Here is a 21,488-nt window from a genome sequence, read left to right on the forward strand (position 1 = left end):
CCCTGCTCAGAGAAGCATCCAATGTGTCTTTGCGCAGAAAGAAAGTTAATGATGAGGTTCTTGAATGCCCCGCAGCACCTGGTTCAAAGCGTTACTGTTGTTGGTCGCCTTTTGGGCGCCCTTAAGTCAGGCAGATACTGGTTGGCAACCCATTGCGGAAACCATCCGTAAAAGCGACAAAGATACCCGCCAGTATCAGGCCGTCCGTCTGGATAATGGCATGGTGGTATTACTGGTATCCGACTCGCAGGCGGTGAAATCGCTTTCTGCGCTGGTGGTGCCCGTGGGGTCTCTGGAAGATCCCGATGCGCATCAGGGGCTGGCGCATTATCTTGAACACATGTGTCTGATGGGATCGAAAAAGTATCCACAGGCCGATAGCCTTGCGGAATACCTCAAACTGCACGGCGGCAGCCACAATGCCAGCACTGCGCCATACCGCACGGCGTTTTACCTGGAAGTGGAAAACGACGCGCTTACCGGTGCCGTTGACCGCCTGGCCGATGCCATTGCTGAACCGTTGCTGGATAAAAAATATGCCGAGCGTGAGCGCAATGCGGTAAACGCTGAACTGACAATGGCGCGTACCCGTGACGGGATGCGGATGGCGCAGGTGAGTGCAGAAACCATCAACCCGGCTCACCCCGGCTCACGTTTTTCCGGCGGCAACCTGGAAACCTTAAGCGACAAACCGGGTAATCCGGTGCAGCAGGCGTTGCGCGATTTTCACAGCAAGTATTACTCCGCCAACCTGATGAAAGCCGTTATCTATAGCAATAAGCCGTTGCCGGAACTGGCAACGATTGCGGCTGAGACCTTTGGACGGGTACCCAACAAGAATATCGAAAAGCCGGAAATTACCGTTCCGGTCGTCACCGATGCCCAGAAGGGCGTTATCATCCATTACGTTCCTGCGCTGCCGCGTAAAGTGCTGCGCATTGAGTTCCGAATCGACAACAACAGCGCGCAGTTTCGCAGTAAAACCGACGAGCTGATCACCTATCTGATTGGCAACCGTAGCCCGGGTACGCTTTCTGACTGGCTGCAAAAACAAGGGCTGGTGGAAGGCATTCGTGCGGATTCCGATCCGGTGGTCAATGGCAACAGCGGAGTGTTAGCCATTTCAGCCACTCTGACCGATAAAGGCCTGGCGAATCGCGAAGAGGTGGTTGCGGCTATTTTCAGCTATCTCAATCTGCTACGTGAAAAGGGCGTCGATAAACGCTACTTTGACGAGCTGTCGCATGTGCTTGATCTCGACTTCCGTTACCCGTCGATCACCCGTGATATGGACTACGTCGAATGGCTGGCGGATACCATGATCCGCGTACCGGTGGCGCATACGCTGGACGCGGTGAACATCGCCGATCAATATGATGCGAAAGCCATTCAGGCGCGTCTGGAAATGATGACGCCGCAAAATGCGCGAATCTGGTACATCAGCCCAAAAGAACCGCACAACAAGACCGCTTACTTTGTTGATGCTCCTTATCAGGTCAATAAAATCAGCGAACAGACGTTCAGCGACTGGCAGAAAAAAGCGCAGAAGATAGTTCTGTCGCTGCCGGAACTGAACCCCTACATTCCTGATGATTTCACCTTGATTAAGCCAGAAAAGAAATACGACCGTCCGGCGCTGATTGTCAATGAACCTAATCTGCGCGTGGTGTACGCCCCTAGCCAGCATTTCGCCAGCGAGCCAAAAGCGGATGTGAGCGTCATTCTGCGTAATCCGCAGGCGATGGACAGCGCCAGAAATCAGGTCATGTTTGCGCTGAACGACTATCTGGCGGGAATTGCGCTCGACCAGTTAAGTAACCAGGCGGCTGTGGGCGGCATTGGTTTCTCAACCAACGCTAATAATGGCTTAATGCTCAATGCCGACGGTTATACCCAGCGTCTGCCGCAACTTTTCCAGGCGTTGCTTGAAGGTTATTTCAGCTACACCGCCACCGAAGAGCAGCTTGAACAGGCGAAATCCTGGTATAGCCAGATGATGGATTCCGCCGAGAAAGGGAAAGCTTACGAGCAGGCGATTATGCCGGTGCAGATGATCTCTCAGGTACCTTATTTCTCTCGCGACGAGCGGCGTGCGCTGCTACCGTCGATCACCCTGAAAGAGGTGATGGCCTATCGGGACGCGTTGAAAACGGGCGCTCGTCCGGAGTTTCTGGCGGTTGGCAACATGAGCGAAGCGCAGGTTACAACGATGGCGCGAGATATCCAGAAGCAACTGGGCGCGAACGGTTCCGAATGGTGCCGCAACAAAGATGTGCTGGTGGATAAGAAACAGTCGGTCATTTTTGAGAAAGCGGGCAGTAGCACTGACTCCGCACTGGCGGCGGTATTTGTCCCTGGCGGTTATGACGAGTACGCCAGCGCGGCCTACAGCGCCATGTTGGGCCAGATTGTTCAGCCGTGGTTCTACAATCAACTGCGTACGGAAGAGCAGTTAGGATATGCGGTGTTTGCCTTCCCGATGAGCATCGGACGCCAGTGGGGAATGGGTTTCCTGCTGCAAAGTAGCGATAAACAGCCGCCATATCTTTGGGATCGCTACAAGGCATTTTTCCCCACGGCGGAAGCAAAACTGCGGGCAATGAAACCAGAAGAGTTCGCCCAGATTAAGCAGGCTATCGTCGCGCAGATGTTGCAGGCACCGCAAACGCTGGGCGAAGAAGCATCGAAATTAAGCAAAGATTTCGATCGCGGTAATATGCGCTTCGATTCACGTGATAAAATTGTGGCTCAGATAAAACAGCTGACGCCGCAAAAACTTGCTGATTTCTTCCATCAGGCGGTGGTGGAGCCGCAAGGCATGGCGGTCTTGTCGCAGATTTCCGGTGGTCAAAACGGGAAGCTGCACTTTGTGCACCCGGAAGGCTGGAAAGTGTGGGATAACGTCAGCGCGTTGCAGCAAACTTTGCCCCTGGTGAAAGAACAGAATGAATGATGTCGCTGAGTCCCTTGATCCCCTGCGCTTGCCCCTCTCGGGCGAGCGCCTGATTGAAGCCTCTGCAGGCACTGGCAAAACCTTTACTATCGCGGCGCTCTATCTGCGCTTACTTCTCGGGCTCGGCGGTTCCTCCGCTTTCCCCCGTCCCCTGACCGTCGAAGAGCTGCTGGTGGTGACCTTTACCGAGGCCGCCACCGACGAGTTACGCGGTCGAATTCGCAGTAACATTCATGAGCTGCGTATCGCCTGCCTGCGCGAATCGACCCAAAATCCTCTGTATGCTCGTCTGCTCGACGAGATCGACGATAAAAAGCAGGCGGCTCAGTGGCTGTTGCTCGCCGAAAGACAGATGGATGAAGCGGCGGTGTTCACCATCCACGGTTTTTGCCAGCGGATGCTGAGTCTGAATGCCTTCGAATCCGGCATGTTGTTTGAGCAGCAGTTGATCGAGGATGAATCGCTGCTGCGTTATCAGGCCTGTGCGGATTTCTGGCGTCGACACTGTTACCCCTTGCCGCGGGAAATTGCCCAGGTGGTGTTTGAAACATGGAAAGGGCCGCAGGCGCTGCTCGCAGATATCAATCGTTACCTGCAAGGGGAAGCGCCGGTCATCAAAGCGCCACCGCCGGATGACGAAACGCTGGCGTCCCGCCATCAACAGATTGTTCAGCGAATCAATGCGCTTAAGCAGCAGTGGTGTGAAGCGGTAGATGAACTTGAGGGACTGATAGAAGCCTCAGGCATCGACCGGCGTAAATTTAACCGTGGCAATCAGGGCAAATGGATCGAGAAGATCAGCGCCTGGGCGCAGTCCGAAACGCAAAGCTACCAGTTGCCAGAGGCACTGGAGAAATTCTCTCAGCGTTTCCTTGAGGACAGAACCAAAGAAGGCGGCGTTGTGCCGCAGCATCCGCTGTTTGTTGCGATTGATGAATTACTGGCGGAACCGCTAACGCTCAGAGATCTGATGATTACCCGCGCACTGGCGGAGATCCGTGAGACGGTGGCGAACGAAAAACGCCGCCGGGGTGAGCTGGGGTTTGACGATATGCTCAGTCGACTGGATAGCGCACTGCGCAGTGAAAGCGGCGATGCGCTGGCGGCGGCGATCCGTACCCGCTTCCCGGTTGCGATGATCGATGAGTTCCAGGATACCGATCCGCAGCAATACCGTATTTTCCGTCGTATCTGGCAGCATCAGCCAGACACCGCGCTGCTACTGATTGGCGACCCGAAGCAGGCGATTTATGCGTTTCGCGGCGCGGATATTTTTACCTATATGAAGGCCCGCAGTGAGGTCAGCGCGCACTATACCCTCGATACTAACTGGCGTTCCTCCCCTGGCATGGTAAACAGCGTCAACAGGTTGTTCAGCCAGATGGACGACGCCTTTATGTTCCGCGAGATCCCGTTTCAGCCGGTGAAATACGCCGATAAAAATCAGTCGCTGCGTTTTGAATTTCACGGTGAAACTCAACCCGCGATGACGATGTGGCTGATGGAAGGGGAAAGCTGTGGGATAGGGGATTATCAGAGCTATATGGCGCAGGTGTGTGCCGCGCAGATCCGCGACTGGCTGAAAGCCGGGTTGCGCGGAGAGGCGATGCTTATCAGCGGTCACGATGCGCGTCCGGTGAGCGCGGCGGATATCAGCGTGCTGGTGCGTAGCCGCCAGGAAGCGGCGCTGGTACGCGATGCCCTGACACAACTGGCGATTCCGTCCGTCTATCTTTCCAACCGCGACAGCGTGTTTGAAACGCTGGAAGCGCAGGAGATGCTCTGGGTGCTACAGGCGGTGATGGCGCCGGAAAAAGAAACTACGCTGCGTAGCGCGCTGGCGACCTCAATGATGGGGTTGAACGCGCGCGACATTGACATGCTCAACGGCAATGAAAATGCCTGGGATCGGGTGGTCGAAGAGTTCGTCGGCTACCGTCAAGTCTGGCAAAAACGCGGCGTGATGCCGATGTTACGTGCGCTGATGTCGGCGCGCAAGATTGCGGAGAACCTGCTGGCAACGGCAGGAGGCGAACGGCGCCTGACCGATATTTTGCACATCAGCGAGCTGTTGCAGGAAGCCGCTTCGCAACTGGAAAGCGAGCATGCGCTGGTGCGCTGGCTCTCGCAGCATATTCTTGAGCCCGACAGCAATGCCGCCAGCCAGCAGATGCGTCTGGAAAGCGATAACCATCTGGTGCAGATCGTTACCATCCACAAGTCAAAAGGGCTGGAATATCCGCTGGTCTGGCTGCCGTTTATTACTCATTTCCGCGTTCAGGATCAGGCGTTTTATCACGACCGTAACTCGTTTGAAGCGATTCTGGATCTGAGCGAGGCGGACGAAAGCGTTGCGCTGGCTGAAGCCGAACGGCTGGCGGAGGATTTGCGTTTACTGTACGTGGCGCTAACCCGTTCAATCTGGCACTGCAGTCTGGGCGTTGCCCCTCTGGTTCGTCGTCGGGGCGATAAAAAGGGCGATACCGATGTGCATCAGAGCGCGTTGGGGCGTCTGCTGCAAAAAGGCGAACCCATGGATGCTCGTGGGCTACGTGCAGCGATAGACGCAGTTTGTGATGAGAACATCGCCTGCCGGATTCCGGACGCGGTCAGTATGGAGCCGTTGCCGGGCACCGTGGCAGGCGAGGCGTCTCTGAATGCCCGACGGGTACGACGAACGCCGGGCGATAACTGGCGGGTGACCAGCTATTCCGGCCTGCAACAGCGAGGTCATGGTATTGCGCAGGATCTTATGCCGCGACTGGACATCGATGCGGCAGGCGTCGGTGAGGTGGTTGCAGAGCCGGAACTGACGCCGCACCAGTTTCCACGCGGTGCGTCGCCGGGGACATTTTTACACAGCCTGTTTGAAGATCTCGATTTTACCCAGCCGGTTGAGGCTGCCTGGGTGCAGGAAAAACTGGAGCTTGGTGGCTACGATGCCAACTGGGAACCGGTCATCACCGCGTGGGTGACGGCGATTCTCCATGCGCCGCTTAATGAGACTGGCGTCAGCCTGAGCCAACTTTCTGCGCGTGAAAAACAGGTCGAGATGGAGTTTTATCTGCCCATTAGCCAACCGCTTATTGCGGAAGAACTGGATGCGCTGATCCGCCAGTTTGATCCGCTCTCGGCGGGGTGTCCGTCACTGGAGTTCACCCAGGTTCGCGGGATGCTGAAGGGCTTTATCGATCTGGTGTTTCGTCATGACGGACGTTATTACCTGCTGGATTACAAATCGAACTGGCTGGGTGAAAACAGCTCGGCTTATACCCCTGAGGCAATGGCGGCAGCTATGCAGGCACATCGCTACGATTTGCAGTATCAACTCTATACCCTTGCGCTGCACCGGTATTTACGCCATCGCATCGCAGATTACGACTACGAGCGCCATTTTGGCGGTGTGATTTATCTGTTCCTGCGCGGTGTGGACAACGAACAACCACAGCAGGGGATTTACACCACTCGTCCGGCGGGTGAATTGATTGCCCGGATGGACGAGATGTTTGCCGGTGTGGCGCTGGAGGAGGCATCATGACGCTAAAGAAGCGATTGCTTGAGGCCGTCGAGCAGAAGCAACTGCGTCCTCTGGATGCGCAATTCGCTCTGGCGGTGACCGGCGAACATGAACCCGCCGTGACGCTGGCTGCGGCGTTACTCAGCCGGGATGCCGGAGAAGGGCATGTCTGTTTACCGCTCGCACGACTGGCGAGCGATGCCGATCTGCCGCCGCTGTTGGCGGCTTGTTTACGTGAGGCAGGCGAACCGGCGGACTGGACGGAATGCCTGCTCGCCTCGGACGCCGTCAGTCGTGGAGAGCGGCCATCACCGATGGTCCTCTACGGCGATCGGCTGTATCTGAACCGAATGTGGTGTAACGAACGTACCGTTGCCCGTTTCTTTAGTGAGGTGAACCGGCCCATTGAGGTGGATGAAGCCTTGCTGACGCAAACGCTGGAAGCGCTGTTTCCGACGACAAACGAAATCAACTGGCAAAAAGTGGCTGCGGCAGTGGCGCTGACCCGGCGTATTTCGGTGATTTCCGGCGGGCCGGGGACGGGAAAAACGACGACCGTGGCGAGACTGCTCGCGGCGCTGATCCAGATGGCGGAAGGCGAGCATTGCCGAATTCGCCTGGCGGCACCGACGGGCAAAGCCGCGGCGCGTCTGACGGAGTCATTAGGCAAGGCGCTACGCCAGTTACCGCTGACGGATCAACAAAAGAAACGCATCCCGGATGATGCCAGTACTCTGCACCGGTTGCTGGGCGCGCAACCAGGCAGTCAGCGTTTACGCCATCACGCGGGCAACCCGCTACATCTGGATGTGCTGGTAGTGGATGAGGCGTCAATGATAGACCTGCCGATGATGGCGCGTTTAATCGATGCGTTGCCGGCGCATGGGCGCGTCATTTTCCTCGGCGATCGCGATCAGCTTGCCTCGGTTGAGGCGGGGGCGGTGCTTGGCGATATTTGTGCCTGGGTGAATGCAGGCTATACCCCTGAACGGGCGCAGCAACTGGCTCGTTTGACGGGGATGCCCGTTCCGGCAGGTGCGGGTGAAGAGGCTGCTACGCTGCGGGACAGTCTCTGTCTGTTGCAAAAGAGCTACCGTTTTGGCAGTGATTCCGGCATCGGACAACTGGCTGCGGCGATCAACCGTGGCGATAAGGCGGCGATAAACGGTATTTTCCAGCAGGGTTTCAGTGATATTGATAAACGAACGCTGGAAAGTAGTGAAGATTACACCACCATGCTTGAAGACGCGTTGACAGGTTACGGACACTATCTGCAACGGCTTCAGGCGCGTGCGGAGCCTGCGTTAATCATTCAGGCATTCAATGAGTTTCAACTGCTGTGCGCGCTGCGCGAAGGTCCGTTTGGCGTGAGCGGACTGAATGAACGCATCGAACTGGCGATGCAGCAAAAGCGCAAAATTCATCGCCAGCCACATTCCCGCTGGTACGAAGGGCGGCCAGTGATGATTGCCCGCAACGACAGCGCATTGGGATTGTTTAACGGCGATATCGGTGTGGCGCTCGATCGTGGGCAAGGATTAAGGGTCTGGTTTGCGATGCCGGATGGCAGCATTAAATCTGTGCAACCCAGCCGTCTGCCGGAGCATGAAACCACTTGGGCGATGACGGTGCACAAATCACAGGGTTCGGAGTTCGATCATGCCGCGCTGGTGTTACCCACGCAACGCACGCCGGTGGTGACACGGGAACTGGTATATACCGCCGTCACCCGCGCTCGTCGCCGTCTGTCGTTATATGCCGATGAACGCATTCTTGGCAGTGCGATTGCCACCCGAACCGAAAGACGTAGCGGGCTGTCGACGTTGTTTAAATGATATGTTGCCGGATGGCGCCTACGCTTATCCGGCCTACGTTGAGAGCGTGTTTGTAGTCCGGATAAGGCGTTTACGCCGCTATCCGGCCATTTGATAACCGTTAACCCAGATCCGCCATTAGCACTTTGGATTTGCGCTGATAGTTGTACATCTCTTTCTTGCTTTCCGGCAGCAGGTCGATATCCACCGGCGTAAAGCCGCGTTCCTGGAACCAGTGAATGCTGCGGGTCGTCAGGACAAACAGCTTGCTCAGGCCAATCTGCTTCGCCTGGGCGGCGATCCGCTCCAGTAATACTTCTCCCCTTGAAGAACTGCGGTAGTCCGGATGGACTGCCACGCAGGCCATTTCGCCGATTTTCTCTTCCGGGAAGGGGTATAGCGCGGCACAGGCGATGGTCATGTTATCGCGCTGGATAATGGTGAATTTGTCGATCTCCATTTCCAGCTGTTCGCGTGAACGACGCACCAGAATGCCCTGCTGTTCCAGTGGACGGATCAGCTCCAGGATCCCACCGATATCGTTAATGGTAGCGCGGCGGATCTGTTCGGCGCTTTCCATCACAATTTGTGTCCCGATACCGTCGCGCGAGAATAGCTCCTGCAACAGTGCGCCATCTTCCTGATAGCTGATCAGGTGACAACGACGGACGCCGCTGCGACAGGCTTTCACCGCGCCGCGCAGAAAGCGCACGGTTCCCGAGTTGTAATCGCCTTTTTCTTCCTGTGCTTCTACGCGCGCCTGCGCTTCGTTCGGGAACAGTTCGGAGACGATATCACCGTCGTCGTTAGTTACCCCCTGTGAAGAGCAGAAACCGATCATCTTTTCGGCTTTCAGCTTGATAGCCAACTGTGTCGCGATCTCTTCCGAGGTGAGATTAAAGCTTTCGCCGGTGACAGACACTGCAACGGGGCCCATCAGCACAATGGCACCGCTGTCCAGTTGACGGTGGATCGCCTCTTCATCGATGCGACGGATACGTCCGCTGTGGCAGTAGTCCACGCCGTCATCGACGCCCAGCGGTTGCGCAATGATAAAGTTGCCGCTGACCACGTTGATATGCGCGCCCTGAAGCGGCGTATTGTTCAGGCTCATCGACAGGCGAGCGGTAATATCCAGTTGCAACGTTCCCGCCGCCTGCTTTACCAGCTCCAGCGTTTTGGCGTCGGTGACGCGGGTATTTTTGTGATACATCGGCTCATGGTGATGGGTCACGAGGTTGGCATCGATTTGCGGACGCGCGCCATAAACCACTACCAGGCGAATGCCAAGGCTGTGAAGAAGGCCAATGTCGTTGACGATGCTGGAAAAGTTTTCATGCTCAATGGCTTCGCCGCCGAGCATAATGACAAACGTTTTTCCCCGATGGGTATTGATATAGGGAACAGAATGGCGGAATCCCTGTACCAGTTCGGTTCTACGCTCCTTCACCACGGCATATCCTCATTGCATGATTATTCGTAATTAGTGTATTTTTATTCTGTTTTTCCGCCGCGCGCAAGTGCAAATTTTGACCCTGACAAAGTTTTTTCTCAGTAATACCGTGAATACAATAACAATGTTTACCCTTTTATAGATGACAGATTATGCGTCATTCGTTAAAGTTTTCGGTCAATTTAGTCGTTTACTATCTCATCACCACTACGGTTTATTTTGCTCGGGAGAAGCATGTCAGGATCCAATCCACCTATCAGTCGCCGTCGTTTACTGCAAGGGGCGGGCGCCATGTGGCTATTGAGCGTCAGTCAGGTCGGTCTGGCTGCGGCCAGTCAGGTCGTTGCGGTTCGTATTTGGCCAGCATCCAGTTACACCCGTGTGACGGTGGAATCGAATCAGCAGCTGAAGTACAAACAGTTTGCGTTGAGCAATCCTGAACGCGTGGTGGTGGATATTGAAGGTGTGAACCTGAACTCCGTGCTGAAAGGCATGGCAGCGCAAATTCGTCCCGACGATCCTTATATCAAGTCGGCGCGCGTGGGGCAGTTCGATCCGCAAACCGTACGCATGGTGTTTGAACTGAAGCAAGACGTGAAGCCGCAACTGTTCGCCCTGGCGCCGGTGGCAGGTTTTAAAGAGCGTCTGGTAATGGATCTCTATCCAGCCAATGCGCAGGATATGCAGGATCCTCTGTTGGCGTTATTGGAAGATTACAACAAAGGCGATCTTGATAAGCAGGTGCCGCCCGCGCAGAGTGGGCCGCAGCCGGGTAAAGCCGGGCGCGACCGTCCGATTGTGATCATGCTCGATCCGGGGCATGGCGGTGAAGATTCTGGCGCCGTCGGTAAATACAACACGCGTGAGAAAGATGTGGTGTTGCAGATTGCCCGGCGACTGCGCGCGTTAATCGAGAAAGAAGGCAACATGAAGGTCTACATGACGCGGAATGAAGACATCTTCATTCCGCTGAAGGTGCGCGTAGCGAAAGCCCAGAAGCAGCGTGCGGATCTCTTCGTCTCAATTCATGCCGATGCGTTCACCAGTCGGCAGCCCAGCGGTTCATCCGTGTTTGCGCTGTCCACCAAAGGGGCGACCAGTACAGCGGCAAAATATCTTGCCCAGACGCAGAACGCCTCGGATTTGATCGGCGGCGTGAGCAAAAGCGGCGATCGTTACGTCGACCACACCATGTTCGATATGGTGCAGTCGCTGACTATCGCAGACAGCCTGAAATTTGGTAAAGCGGTGCTCAATAAACTCGGCAAAATTAACAATCTGCATAAAAATCAGGTGGAGCAGGCCGGGTTTGCGGTGCTGAAAGCGCCGGATATCCCGTCGATTCTCGTCGAAACGGCCTTTATCAGTAACATCGAAGAAGAGCGGAAGCTGAAAACGGCAACCTTCCAGCAGGAAGTGGCGGAGTCGATTCTGGCGGGGATCAAAGCCTACTTCGCCGATGGGGCGACGCTGGCGAGAAGGGGATAATAAAAAAGCGCTCAAAAGCGCTTTTTTTACGGACTGCAGAAACAAAAAAACACCCGTTAAGGTGTTTGATAGTGGTTGCGGGGGCCGGATTTGAACCGACGACCTTCGGGTTATGAGCCCGACGAGCTACCAGGCTGCTCCACCCCGCGTCCGTCTTTCTGCTGCGCATTTCAAACCACATGTGCGTTGGCTTTCCTCGCCCACCTTAGTCATTTACTGATGTAAACTCCTAAGGACTCACTGCGTCGCCGCCTTCCTGTGATTCGAACTGCTATGCAGATACTTTCACTTCTTCAAATTTGATTGGTTGCGGGGGCCGGATTTGAACCGACGACCTTCGGGTTATGAGCCCGACGAGCTACCAGGCTGCTCCACCCCGCGTCCGCCATTCTGCTGTGTATTTTAAGCCACTGTGCAGAAGCTGTTACTGCATCAAATTTTAATTGGTTGCGGGGGCCGGATTTGAACCGACGACCTTCGGGTTATGAGCCCGACGAGCTACCAGGCTGCTCCACCCCGCGTCCGTGGATGCGCACTATACTCTGCTAACATTTTCATGCAACCCTTTTTTCACCTGGATCACGGTTTTGGAATGAAAATGAACAAAAACAAGGCATTTCAGCTTAATTATTGTGCAAAATTTGCGTCAGGGTATCTGTGCTCGTTTCATTAGGTGACAGGGTTTGTTATCTTCATTGCGCATAATTTTCAGCTAGAAGAAGAGAACAATGAAAGGACGTTGGGTCAGTTACCTTCTCATGGGCGCGGTGGTGGCAATGCTGGCAGCCTGTACTTCTAAACCAACCGATCGCGGACAGCAGTATAAAGACGGGAAGTTTACCCAGCCTTTCTCACTGGTGAACCAGCCGGATGCGGTTGGCGCACCAATCAACGCCGGCGATTTTGCCGAGCAGGTCAATCAGATACGCAGTGCTTCTCCACGCCTGTATGGTAATCAGAGCAACGTCTACAACGCCGTGCAGGACTGGCTGCGTTCCGGTGGCGATACGCGCACGATGCGTCAGTTCGGCCTTGACGCCTGGCAGATGGAAGGGGCGGACAACTACGGCAACGTGCAGTTTACCGGTTACTACACGCCGGTGATTCAGGCGCGTCATACGCGTCAGGGCGAATTCCAGTATCCCATCTATCGCATGCCGCCTAAGCGCGGTCGCCTGCCGTCTCGCGCCGAGATCTACTCCGGCGCGCTAAGCGACAGCTATATTCTGGCGTACAGCAACTCCCTGATGGATAACTTCATCATGGACGTCCAGGGTAGCGGCTATATCGACTTTGGCGACGGCTCCCCGCTCAATTTCTTTAGCTATGCCGGGAAAAACGGTCATGCCTATCGCAGTATCGGCAAAGTGCTGATCGATCGCGGCGAAGTGAAGAGAGAAGATATGTCAATGCAGGCGATTCGCCATTGGGGCGAAACGCACAGCGAAGCGGAGGTGCGTGAATTACTTGAGCAGAATCCGTCGTTCGTCTTCTTTAAACCGCAATCTTTTGCCCCGGTGAAAGGGGCCAGTGCGGTACCGCTGATTGGTCGCGCGTCGGTGGCGTCTGATCGCAGTATTATCCCAGCGGGCACCACGCTGCTCGCCGAGGTCCCGCTGCTGGACAACAACGGTAAATTTAACGGGCAATATGAACTGCGCCTGATGGTGGCGCTGGATGTTGGCGGGGCGATTAAAGGCCAGCACTTTGATATATACCAGGGAATCGGCCCGGATGCCGGGCACCGCGCAGGTTGGTATAATCACTATGGTCGCGTGTGGGTGCTGAAGAGCGCACCGGGTGCAGGTAACGTGTTTAGCGGCTAGTAGCCGGATGGCGCTTCGCTTAGCCGGCCTACTTGATGATGTAGGTCTGATAAGGCATAGCCGCCATCAGGCAGTCGTACCGTTCGATATTAATGAATTTGAGGTGTTATGTCTGTGGTTATCAGTGATGCATGGCGTCAGCGTTTTGGCGGCACCGCGCGTCTGTACGGGGAAAAGGCGCTACAACGGTTTGCCGATGCGCATATCTGTGTGGTTGGGATCGGCGGTGTCGGTTCCTGGGCTGCAGAAGCGCTGGCGCGAACCGGGATTGGCGCGATTACGCTCATCGATATGGACGACGTCTGCGTGACGAATACCAACCGCCAGATTCATGCGCTGCGTGATAATGTCGGCCTGGCAAAAGCCGAAGTGATGGCTGAACGTATTCGCCTGATTAATCCCGAATGTCGAGTGACGGTAGTCGATGACTTTGTCACGCCGGATAACGTTGCGGAATATATGAGCGCGGGGTTCAGTTATGTCATTGATGCCATTGACAGTGTGCGGCCAAAAGCGGCGCTGATTGCGTACTGTCGGCGCAATAAGATCCCGCTGGTGACGACCGGTGGCGCAGGTGGGCAGATCGATCCGACGCAGATTCAGGTCGTCGATCTGGCGAAAACGATCCAGGATCCGCTGGCGGCGAAACTGCGTGAACGGTTGAAAAGTGATTTTGGCGTCGTAAAGAACAGCAAAGGCAAACTCGGTGTCGACTGTGTGTTTTCAACGGAAGCGCTGGTCTATCCGCAGTCTGATGGAAGTGTTTGCGCCATGAAGGCAACGGCCGAAGGGCCTAAACGAATGGACTGTGCGTCGGGTTTCGGTGCGGCAACGATGGTTACCGCCACGTTTGGTTTTGTGGCAGTCTCCCACGCGTTGAAAAAAATGATGGCAAAAGCGGCACGTCAGGAGCAGGCCGCATAAGACGCTTTTGCGTCGTCACCCGGCAGAATGAGCCGCCTTAATGATTGCCTCATTCAGCGCCGCCAGTCCCTGACTACGCGACGCGCTGAGCTGAGCACGTAACCCCAGTTCATCAAACAATGCCAACGGCGAGTGGGCCAGCAGTTCCGCCGCCGTTTTTCCTTCTGCGGCGGTTAGCAATACGGCCAGCAGCCCGCGCACGATGCGACCTTCACTGTCGCCGAAAAAGTGCAATGTGCCCTTTTCGGTACGCGTATATCCCAGCCAGACGCGATTTTCGCAGCCAGCGATCTCCTTAGCCTGCGCTTTGAGATCGTTGGGCAGCGCCGGAAGCTGTTTACCGAGCAAAATCAGCTGACGATATTTGTCTTCCCACTGGGTCAGTGGGAGAAAGGTATGACGTAACGTCTCTTCGGTTACGGTTGTGCCAAACGGGTGTCCGGCAAACATTGGGCTAGTCATTAATCCACCAGTATTTCCAGTGCTCGATCAACGGCGTTGATCAACGCATCCACATCACTTTGGGTATTATACGGCGCAAATGAGGCACGGAGCGTACCCGAGACGCCAAGTTCAGCCAGAAGCGGCTGCGCGCAGTGCTGACCGGCACGTAGCGCGATGCCATATTCCGCAAGCAGGGTAACCATATCGCTATGGTGAACGCCGGCAAAATCAAAGGCCAGCAGACTGGAGTCCTGACAGCGAAACGAACGGAACCCCGGACGCTGAGCCAGCGCCTCTTCCGCCAGCGTTGCCAGCCCGCGACTCCAGCTTTCCGCCTGGACGATATCAACATCGGCCAGCCATTCCAGTGCGGCGCTCATACCAATCACGCCAGCAACGTTTGGGGTACCTGCTTCCAGCTTCCACGGTGCGGCCTGAGTAGTGAAGCCCTCGAAACTGACGTCGTTGATCATCTTACCGCCACCGAGCCAGGGCGACATGGCTTCCAGCAGCGCAGGTTTGCCGTAAAGCACGCCGATACCGGTTGGACCGTACAGCTTGTGGCCTGAGAAAGCGTAGAAGTCGATGTCGAGCGCCTGGACATCCGCCGGGAAGTGAACCACTCCCTGCGCGCCATCCACCATCACTACTATGCCTGCGGCATGGGCGAGCGTAATGGCACAAGCTAAATCCGGGCAGCCGCCGGTGACGTTTGACATCTGCCCCAGAGCGAGGATTCGACTGCGCGGGGTAATGATCGTCGGCAGACGTTCAACGTCCGGCAGGTGCTTGGCATTGAGCGGCAGCCTGACCACTTTCGCCCCGGTTTGCTCTGCGACCATCAGCCACGGCACGAGATTCGCATGATGCTCTGCGACGCTAACGATGATCTCATCGCCCGGTTGCAGGCGAGGGCGGGCATAGCTCTGCGCCACCATATTGATGGCCTCCGTGGTGCCGCGGGTCCAGACGACGGTTTTGTCATCTGGCGCATTCAGCAAACGCGCCACTTTCTCCCGTGCGGCCTCATAGCGTGCGGTCAGACGTTGGGCTTCGGCGAACTGGCTGCGATGGACGTTGCCAGCGCTCAGGCTATAACACTGCCGGGTCGCCTCGATCACGGCCTGCGGTTTAAGGGCCGTCGCGGCGCTATCCAGATAGACGCCCGCGTCAGCGAGTGCGGGAAATTGCGCGCGAAACTGCGCGGGATTGAAAGCGTTCATGGTATTCCTCGGTTCAGTAACCCGATCGTGGCGCAAATTGGTCGCTGATTCAAGAAGTGCACGGTCTCCAGGAATCCTCTGGATATTGTGGCGAAATCAGACCAGTAGCTTATGCTGAATTATGTTAGGCAAATATTTATGCCTGTTACAGAGTACGTTTTAAGTAGCATAAACAGCTTTAAGGAGAAACAGATGAAAAAGACTGCCGCAATTATCTCTGCATGTATGCTGACTTTTGCCCTGAGCGCCTGTTCCGGTCCGAACTACGTGATGCACACCAATGACGGGCGTAGCATCGTCGCGGATGGTAAGCCGAAAACCGATGATGAAACCGGGATGATTTCGTACAAGGACGCTAATGGCAACAAACAGCAGATCAATCGTACCGACGTGAAAGAGATGGTCGAGTTAGATCAGTAGTCGGTAGATAGCAGATAAAAAAAAGCACCGCAAATTGGCGGTGCTACATTAATCACTATGGACAGACAGGGTAAATGTACAGGAAGTGAAAAAGGGTAGCGTTGCTACCGTGGTCTGAATCGCAGACCAATTGCAAACACAACAACACAACATCACAACCGTAAGCCAAAAGCCCACCAGAACACGCATTCCGATAAAACTTTTCGTTCCGGCTCAGGAAGTGCCGCCACTATAGGTATTTGCTGGTAGTTCCTCAACGGACAAATTATAATGGCTCAGATTAAAAAAACTAATAGGTTACATAGTGTAGCTTAATTGTTAAATTCTTTTAACATCAAAGTTTAAAAGCCATGTCAAAACGACTTCCACCTCTGAACGCATTACGTGTTTTTGATGCCGCCGCACGGCACCTGAGCTTTACCCGCGCAGCAGAAGAGCTTTTTGTGACGCAGGCCGCAGTAAGCCACCAAATCAAGTCACTTGAGGATTTTTTGGGGCTTAAGCTGTTTCGCCGACGCAACCGTTCTCTTCTTCTTACCGAAGAAGGACAGAGCTACTTTCTCGATATAAAAGAGATTTTTTCGCAATTAACCGAAGCGACGCGTAAACTTCAGGCGCGGAGTGCAAAGGGGGCGTTGACGGTCAGTTTATTGCCCAGTTTTGCGATTCAGTGGCTGGTGCCCCGACTCTCTAGCTTTAACTCAGCTTATCCGGGAATTGACGTCAGGATCCAGGCGGTGGACCGTCAGGAAGATAAACTGGCGGACGATGTCGACGTGGCAATTTTTTATGGTCGCGGCAACTGGCCGGGACTCCGTGTAGAAAAATTGTACGCAGAATATCTGCTGCCGGTGTGCTCGCCGTTGCTGCTGACGGGTGATAAGCCCCTGAAATCGCCAGAGGATTTAGCCTCACATACCCTGCTGCACGATGCCTCGCGTCGTGACTGGCAAACCTATACGCGACAACTGGGGTTGAATCATATCAACGTTCAGCAGGGACCTATCTTTAGCCATAGTGCGATGGTGCTACAGGCCGCTATCCACGGGCAGGGCGTGGCGCTGGCGAATAACGTGATGGCGCAGTCAGAAATTGAAGCGGGACGACTGGTCTGCCCGTTTAATGATGTTCTGGTCAGTAAAAATGCATTTTACCTGGTTTGTCATGACAGTCAGGCAGAACTGGGTAAAATAGCCGCTTTCCGTCAGTGGATACTGGCGAAAGCGGCCACGGAACAAGAGAAATTCCGCTTTCGTTACGAACAATAACTTACTTAGGGTATTACCATGACCAGCCGTTTTATGCTGATTTTTGCCGCTATCAGTGGCTTTATTTATGTCGCTCTGGGGGCTTTCGGTGCGCATGTCCTGAGCAAAACCCTCGGTGTGGTTGAAATGGGCTGGATCCAGACCGGCCTGCAATATCAGGCGTTTCATACGTTGGCTATCTTCGGGCTGGCGGTTGCGATGCAACGCCGGATCAGCATCTGGTTTTACTGGAGTAGCGTTTTCCTTGCGTTGGGTACGGTGCTGTTCAGCGGCAGCCTGTATTGCCTGGCGCTGTCTCATCTTCGCCTGTGGGCGTTTGTTACCCCTGTCGGCGGCGTCAGCTTCCTGGCAGGTTGGGTGCTGATGTTAATCGGCGCCATCCGTTTGAAGCGTAAGGGCGTAGTTCATGAATAAGGTTGTGTTGTTGTGTCGCCCGGGCTTTGAAAAAGAGTGTGCCGCCGAGATTACCGATAAAGCAGGGCGTCGGGAGCGTTTCGGTTTTGCTCGCGTCAAAGAGAACGCGGGCTATGTCATCTATGAGTGCTATCAGGCTGAAGACGCCGAAAAAATTATCAGCGAGCTGCCGTTCAGTTCTCTCATTTTTGCCCGTCAGTGGTTTGTGGTTGGCGAGTTGCTACAGCACTTGCCGCCAGAAGATCGCATTACGCCGATTGTCGGCATGTTGCAGGGCGTGGTGGAGAAGGGCGGCGATCTGCGCGTGGAAGTGGCGGATACTAACGAAAGCAAAGAGCTGATGAAGTTCTGCCGTAAATTCACCGTGCCGCTGCGTGCTGCGTTGCGTGATGCTGGCGTTCTCACGAACTATGAGACGCCGAAACGCCCGGTGGTGCACGTCTTCTTTATCGCGCCGGGCTGTTGCTATACCGGCTACTCATGGGCCAGTAATAACTCGCCGTACTATATGGGTATTCCGCGCCTGAAGTTCCCGGCCGATGCGCCAAGTCGTTCAACGCTGAAATTGGAAGAGGCGTTGCACGTGTTTATTCCACAAGATGAGTGGGATGAGCGTCTGGCAAACGGAATGTATGCGGTGGATTTAGGGGCTTGCCCTGGCGGCTGGACTTATCAACTGGTTAAACGCAACATGTGGGTGTATTCGGTCGATAATGGCCCGATGGCGCAGAGTCTGATGGATACCGGGCAGGTCACCTGGCTGCGCGAAGACGGTTTCAAGTATCGCCCCAATCGCAACAACATCTCGTGGATGGTGTGCGACATGGTTGAGAAGCCGGCGAAAGTGGCGGCGCTGATGGCGCAGTGGCTGGTCAATGGCTGGTGTCGGGAAACCATCTTTAACCTCAAGTTGCCGATGAAAAAGCGCTACGAAGAGGTCTCGCAGAACCTTGCTTATATTCAGGCGCAGCTTGACGAGCACGGTGTGAATGCGCAGATTCAGGCACGCCAGTTGTATCACGACCGTGAAGAAGTGACGGTGCACGTCCGTCGCCTGTGGGCCGCGGTTGGTGGGCGCCGCGACGAGCGTTAACTCGCGCCGTTGCAGACCTGATGCACTGATGTTGCTCAGGTCTGCAACCCATTCCTGTTAGCCGTTATGACTACGGCGCGTCCGACACAATATGCGTTACGTCATCCAGATGGCCGAGTCGGGCTTCTCCTGAACGATTGAATTTACTCTTGTCGATCAGCAATAACGATTGCGACGCCCGTTTCAGCAGGATCGATTTGAAATCCGCGTTGAAGGTGCTGGAATCCCACATCGCGCCGTGGCGGTCGATCCCTTCGCAGGAAAAAATAAACAGATCGACCTCAAGAGATTTAAGCTGTGAAATGAGCGCAGGATTGACGTAGCAGCCGTGTTTGCGCTCCAGCCTGCCGCCAGAACTGATGAGCTGTATATGTTGGCGTTTGCCGAGCTCCTGGCAAATGGGCTGGCTGTTGGTAAAGACCTGTATATTGATATCCGGCAGCTGTCGCGCCAGATACCAGCAGGTGGAACTGGCATCCAGCGCAATCACCATGCCTTCTTCGATCCAGCCGAGCGCCTTTCTGGCGATATCGGCTTTGTGCGCGTAATGGCTCTTCAGGCGAATATGAAAGGGATCGCCACTGTCCGGGTTTTCCCGCACAATCCCTTTAACGCGCCCGTGATTGCGCAGAACCTTCCCTTGTTCCTGTAGTTCACTGAGATCGCGGCGGATAGTCTCTTTACTGACGTTGAGCTGAGCTGCCAGTGCTTCGGTGGTCAGGCTTTTATGCTGACTGAGCAGATCCACAATCGTCTGCTGACGTACCGCTTTCATCTCTTCTAACCCCTCAATCAAATGCCCAGCCCGCGATTGAGATTACGGCGTTACCCCTTTTTTTAAAAGAATATTCCCGTATTTTGCGCGCTCGCCAGTAATGACGATCGCAAAGGCCTTTTGCGCGCGGGTGTAGAAGGCGAAGCGATCGATTCGCGCGATCGCCGGACAGGGTGCCTGTAGGGAAAGCGCTTCGCGATAGCGCGTTTCAACGTGCGGGTCTAGGGTATCGCCCTCGACGGCCGCCATCATCACCAGCGGTGGCGCATAGCTGTCGAGTTCGAACAGTGGGATCACGGCCCGCAGTAAGTCACTGACGCTGAGGCCATCCGCACGGATCACCTGCGGCCCCATACTGTGCGCCGGGAAGTGCGCGTCTGAGAAAATAATCTCGTCGCCGTGTCCCATCTGCGCCAGTACTTTAAGTAGCTCCGGCGAGAGGAGGGGAGAAATCGTTTTAAGCATGCGATATACCTTTACTGGGTTCGGGATAGAAATAACGGTACTGGTAGCGCACCTGTTCTCTGGCCTGTTGTGGACTGGAAAATGCGCCGATGCCGTACCAGCCGTACATCGCCGCGCCGGCAACGGTGGTTTCAGCGTCATCCAACACCTTGATAGGGATCTCCAGGGTGTTGGCCTTAATCTGATTCCACAAGGTATTACGGCTTCCGCCGCCGACCAACAGCAGTTCTGTGGCGTTGAACTGGCCAATTTTTTCCAGCGTATGCAGGTTATGTCGCAACTGGTTCGTTAATCCTTCCAGCGCCGCGCGATAGAAATGACCGCGGGTAGTATTCAGGGTGACGCCGCGCCAGCCTGCGTCCACAGAGGAGAGTAGTTCGCACTGCATCCGCACGCCATCGGCCCCGGCAGGAACCGCTTGCGCTTCTGCAATTAACGTTTGCCACGGGGTTTCGGGTGTCCACAGTAGCTTACGCACCCATTCAAGAATGCCAGAAGCAAGCCATTGCATCCCCGGATTGTAAAGTCCCGGCTGGCTGTCCAGTTCACAGGTTGAACCGGCATGTCTGCTCAGTAACGACGTATCGACCCTGGCGCTTCGTACCATCAGGATTTCCCACGTGCCAGAAGAGAGAACCGGCTCATCTTGTCCCGCACCGGCGCCAAACAGCGCGAACTGGGTATCGTGTCCGGCAGAGATCACGGGAATTCCCGGTGGGAGACCGAGCATCGTTGCCATTTCGGGCTGCAGCGAACCAACCTGTTCACCGGCTTCCACGAGTCGCGGGAAGAGTCGTCTCGGCAACCCTGTGGCCAGCAAGATGTCGGCACTGAAATCCCGTTGCTGGATATCCAGCATTTGGCTGGTGCCTGCCATGGTGATGTCAGTGGTAAATTCGCCGGTCAGGCGATGATTTATGAGTGAGGAGATAAACAGCCAGGCGTGGGCCTGTTCCAGCCGTTGCGGGTGATTTTCTTTTAGCCATATCAGCTTATATAAGGTATTGAAACTGAATGCGCCGACGCCGGAAAGGGCCTGAAGCTGACGCGGTGGCATAAAGCGGCTGATATTGTCCATTATCGCAGCGGTGCGCGGACATTTCCAACTGATGATGGGGTAGAGTAATTCGCCGTTTTGATCGACCAGCGCGCCATCAACGCCAAAGGTGGTGACGGTGAGGCCGCGGATCCGAAAGGCTGTGAGTTCAGCCGACAGTTTCCGGCAGCACTGTGCGAAACGTTGCAGGATGGCGTCCAGCGACCACTGATGCCAGGCATTGTTTTCCATGGCTTCCTCGCTGGCATTGGCAACCGCCGCACGAGCAACGATCTGTCCCTGACGATCAACGGCGATGGCCCGCACGTTGGTCGCACCACAGTCGAGAACCAGGATGATTTCATTTTTCATAAT

The 21,488-nt window shown here is 55.2% G+C and carries 16 protein-coding genes and 3 tRNA genes; 10 read left to right on the top strand and 9 right to left on the bottom strand.

Annotation, left to right across the window (positions count from 1 at the left end; translation table 11 throughout):
• Positions 1–64 precede the first annotated feature (64 nt).
• Genes ptrA through recD form a run of 3 tightly spaced genes read left to right on the top strand, consistent with a single transcriptional unit; the run spans position 65 to position 8,305 of the window.
• On the top strand, positions 65–2,953 hold the full coding sequence (gene ptrA / locus KE671_RS03470) for a pitrilysin (RefSeq protein ID WP_206161718.1): 2,889 nt from the start codon (positions 65–67) through the stop codon (positions 2,951–2,953).
• On the top strand, positions 2,946–6,491 hold the full coding sequence (gene recB / locus KE671_RS03475) for an exodeoxyribonuclease V subunit beta (protein WP_206161719.1): 3,546 nt from the start codon (positions 2,946–2,948) through the stop codon (positions 6,489–6,491). The genes ptrA and recB overlap by 8 nt, the downstream gene beginning before the upstream one ends.
• Positions 6,488–8,305, top strand: a complete 1,818-nt coding sequence (recD, locus tag KE671_RS03480) for an exodeoxyribonuclease V subunit alpha (RefSeq protein WP_206161720.1) — start codon at positions 6,488–6,490, stop codon at positions 8,303–8,305. The genes recB and recD overlap by 4 nt, the downstream gene beginning before the upstream one ends.
• A gap of 100 nt (positions 8,306–8,405) precedes the next feature.
• Here recD and argA read toward each other — a convergent pair whose 3' ends face one another.
• Positions 8,406–9,737, bottom strand: coding sequence for an amino-acid N-acetyltransferase (argA, locus tag KE671_RS03485; protein ID WP_042322440.1), 1,332 nt, complete (start codon positions 9,735–9,737; stop codon positions 8,406–8,408).
• Between the two features lie 234 nt (positions 9,738–9,971).
• On the opposite strand from argA, the gene amiC reads away from it, so the two are divergent.
• A complete protein-coding gene (amiC, locus tag KE671_RS03490; protein ID WP_206161721.1) occupies positions 9,972–11,225 on the top strand; it encodes an N-acetylmuramoyl-L-alanine amidase AmiC in 1,254 nt (417 codons plus the stop codon).
• A gap of 72 nt (positions 11,226–11,297) precedes the next feature.
• On the opposite strand, the gene KE671_RS03495 is transcribed toward amiC, so the two are convergent.
• From KE671_RS03495 to KE671_RS03505, 3 genes are all read right to left on the bottom strand, one after another.
• Positions 11,298–11,374: transfer RNA gene (locus KE671_RS03495), tRNA-Met, on the bottom strand.
• 155 nt (positions 11,375–11,529) lie between these two features.
• A tRNA-Met gene (locus KE671_RS03500) sits at positions 11,530–11,606 on the bottom strand.
• A 63-nt stretch (positions 11,607–11,669) separates the two neighbouring features.
• Positions 11,670–11,746: transfer RNA gene (locus KE671_RS03505), tRNA-Met, on the bottom strand.
• A 207-nt stretch (positions 11,747–11,953) separates the two neighbouring features.
• Here KE671_RS03505 and mltA point away from each other — a divergent pair.
• Together mltA and tcdA are read left to right on the top strand one after the other, a co-directional pair.
• A complete protein-coding gene (mltA, locus tag KE671_RS03510; protein WP_206161722.1) occupies positions 11,954–13,051 on the top strand; it encodes a murein transglycosylase A in 1,098 nt (365 codons plus the stop codon).
• 108 nt (positions 13,052–13,159) lie between these two features.
• Complete coding sequence (tcdA, locus tag KE671_RS03515) at positions 13,160–13,975, top strand: tRNA cyclic N6-threonylcarbamoyladenosine(37) synthase TcdA (protein WP_206161723.1); 816 nt, start codon at positions 13,160–13,162, stop codon at positions 13,973–13,975.
• A 15-nt stretch (positions 13,976–13,990) separates the two neighbouring features.
• On the opposite strand, the gene csdE is transcribed toward tcdA, so the two are convergent.
• Both csdE and csdA read right to left on the bottom strand, forming a co-directional pair.
• Positions 13,991–14,437: a cysteine desulfurase sulfur acceptor subunit CsdE gene (csdE, locus tag KE671_RS03520; RefSeq protein ID WP_206161724.1), complete on the bottom strand. Its 447-nt coding sequence runs from the start codon at positions 14,435–14,437 to the stop codon at positions 13,991–13,993.
• A complete protein-coding gene (csdA, locus tag KE671_RS03525) occupies positions 14,437–15,642 on the bottom strand; it encodes a cysteine desulfurase CsdA (RefSeq protein ID WP_206161725.1) in 1,206 nt (401 codons plus the stop codon). The genes csdE and csdA overlap by 1 nt, the downstream gene beginning before the upstream one ends.
• A 192-nt stretch (positions 15,643–15,834) precedes the next feature.
• Here csdA and KE671_RS03530 point away from each other — a divergent pair, with 192 nt between their 5' ends.
• The 4 genes from KE671_RS03530 (at position 15,835) to rlmM (ending at position 18,837) form a co-directional block, all read left to right on the top strand.
• Entirely contained in the window at positions 15,835–16,062 is a 228-nt protein-coding gene (locus KE671_RS03530; protein WP_042322452.1) for a YgdI/YgdR family lipoprotein, read from the top strand.
• A gap of 350 nt (positions 16,063–16,412) precedes the next feature.
• Positions 16,413–17,330, top strand: a complete 918-nt coding sequence (gene gcvA, locus KE671_RS03535; protein ID WP_042999488.1) for a glycine cleavage system transcriptional regulator GcvA — start codon at positions 16,413–16,415, stop codon at positions 17,328–17,330.
• Between the two features lie 18 nt (positions 17,331–17,348).
• Positions 17,349–17,744, top strand: a complete 396-nt coding sequence (locus KE671_RS03540) for a DUF423 domain-containing protein (RefSeq protein WP_046486574.1) — start codon at positions 17,349–17,351, stop codon at positions 17,742–17,744.
• On the top strand, positions 17,737–18,837 hold the full coding sequence (rlmM, locus tag KE671_RS03545; RefSeq protein WP_200033675.1) for a 23S rRNA (cytidine(2498)-2'-O)-methyltransferase RlmM: 1,101 nt from the start codon (positions 17,737–17,739) through the stop codon (positions 18,835–18,837). The genes KE671_RS03540 and rlmM overlap by 8 nt, the downstream gene beginning before the upstream one ends.
• Before the next feature lie 70 nt (positions 18,838–18,907).
• Here the strand turns inward: rlmM and fucR are convergent, their stop codons facing one another.
• The 3 genes from fucR to fucK are packed head-to-tail and all read right to left on the bottom strand — an operon-like array spanning position 18,908 to position 21,485.
• A complete protein-coding gene (fucR, locus tag KE671_RS03550) occupies positions 18,908–19,612 on the bottom strand; it encodes an L-fucose operon activator (protein WP_206161726.1) in 705 nt (234 codons plus the stop codon).
• A gap of 42 nt (positions 19,613–19,654) precedes the next feature.
• Positions 19,655–20,077: an L-fucose mutarotase gene (gene fucU / locus KE671_RS03555; RefSeq protein ID WP_206161727.1), complete on the bottom strand. Its 423-nt coding sequence runs from the start codon at positions 20,075–20,077 to the stop codon at positions 19,655–19,657.
• Positions 20,070–21,485 carry an L-fuculokinase gene (fucK, locus tag KE671_RS03560; RefSeq protein WP_206161728.1) on the bottom strand — a complete coding sequence of 472 codons (1,416 nt, stop codon included), beginning with the start codon at positions 21,483–21,485 and terminating at the stop codon, positions 20,070–20,072. The genes fucU and fucK overlap by 8 nt, the downstream gene beginning before the upstream one ends.
• Positions 21,486–21,488: the final 3 nt, after the last annotated feature.

The sequence above is a fragment of the Citrobacter amalonaticus genome, from assembly GCF_018252635.1.
GTDB lineage: Bacteria > Pseudomonadota > Gammaproteobacteria > Enterobacterales > Enterobacteriaceae > Citrobacter_A > Citrobacter_A amalonaticus_E.